Source organism: Streptomyces sp. NPDC047315, from assembly GCF_040643215.1.
Classification (GTDB): domain Bacteria; phylum Actinomycetota; class Actinomycetes; order Streptomycetales; family Streptomycetaceae; genus Streptomyces.
On sequence record NZ_JBEYTZ010000113.1, the window covers coordinates 1 to 1,420 of the forward strand.

1 rRNA gene is annotated in these 1,420 nt (G+C 55.9%); it reads left to right on the top strand.

Annotation, left to right across the window (positions count from 1 at the left end):
* Positions 1-1,398, top strand: a 23S ribosomal RNA gene (locus ABZ842_RS38795); the annotation flags it as partial.
* Between the last annotated feature and the right edge of the window lie 22 nt (positions 1,399-1,420).

A 1,420-nucleotide genomic window follows, 5' to 3' on the forward strand; every position in this document is an offset into this window, starting at 1 on the left:
TTGAGGGTGAGACCTGATGCCGAGCCGATTGTGGTGAAGTGGATGATCCTATGCTGTCGAGAAAAGCCTCTAGCGAGTTTCATGGCGGCCCGTACCCTAAACCGACTCAGGTGGTCAGGTAGAGAATACCGAGGCGTTCGGGTGAACTATGGTTAAGGAACTCGGCAAAATGCCCCCGTAACTTCGGGAGAAGGGGGGCCATTTCCGGTGATGGGTTTTACACCTTGAGCTGGGGGTGGCCGCAGAGACCAGCGAGAAGCGACTGTTTACTAAAAACACAGGTCCGTGCGAAGCCGTAAGGCGATGTATACGGACTGACGCCTGCCCGGTGCTGGAACGTTAAGGGGACCGGTTAGTGACCTTTCGGGGTTGCGAAGCTGAGAACTTAAGCGCCAGTAAACGGCGGTGGTAACTATAACCATCCTAAGGTAGCGAAATTCCTTGTCGGGTAAGTTCCGACCTGCACGAATGGCGTAACGACTTCTCGACTGTCTCAACCATAGGCCCGGTGAAATTGCACTACGAGTAAAGATGCTCGTTTCGCGCAGCAGGACGGAAAGACCCCGGGACCTTTACTACAGTTTGATATTGGTGTTCGGTTCGGCTTGTGTAGGATAGGTGGGAGACTGTGAACTCTGGACGCCAGTTCAGGGGGAGTCGCTGTTGAAATACCACTCTGGTCGTGCTGGATGTCTAACCTGGGTCCGTGATCCGGATCAGGGACAGTGTCTGATGGGTAGTTTAACTGGGGCGGTTGCCTCCTAAAGAGTAACGGAGGCGCCCAAAGGTTCCCTCAGCCTGGTTGGTAATCAGGTGTTGAGTGTAAGTGCACAAGGGAGCTTGACTGTGAGACCGACGGGTCGAGCAGGGACGAAAGTCGGGACTAGTGATCCGGCGGTGGCTTGTGGAAGCGCCGTCGCTCAACGGATAAAAGGTACCCCGGGGATAACAGGCTGATCTTCCCCAAGAGTCCATATCGACGGGATGGTTTGGCACCTCGATGTCGGCTCGTCGCATCCTGGGGCTGGAGTCGGTCCCAAGGGTTGGGCTGTTCGCCCATTAAAGCGGTACGCGAGCTGGGTTTAGAACGTCGTGAGACAGTTCGGTCCCTATCCGCTGTGCGCGTAGGAGTCTTGAGAAGGGCTGTCCCTAGTACGAGAGGACCGGGACGGACGAACCTCTGGTGTGCCAGTTGTTCTGCCAAGGGCATGGCTGGTTGGCTACGTTCGGGAGGGATAACCGCTGAAAGCATCTAAGCGGGAAGCCTGCTTCGAGATGAGGACTCCCACCCACTTGATGGGGTAAGGCTCCCAGTAGACGACTGGGTTGATAGGCCAGATCTGGAAGCCGGGTAACCGGTGGAGGTGACTGGTACTAATAGGCCGAGGGCTTGTCCATATTTGCTCGCGTCCACTGTGTT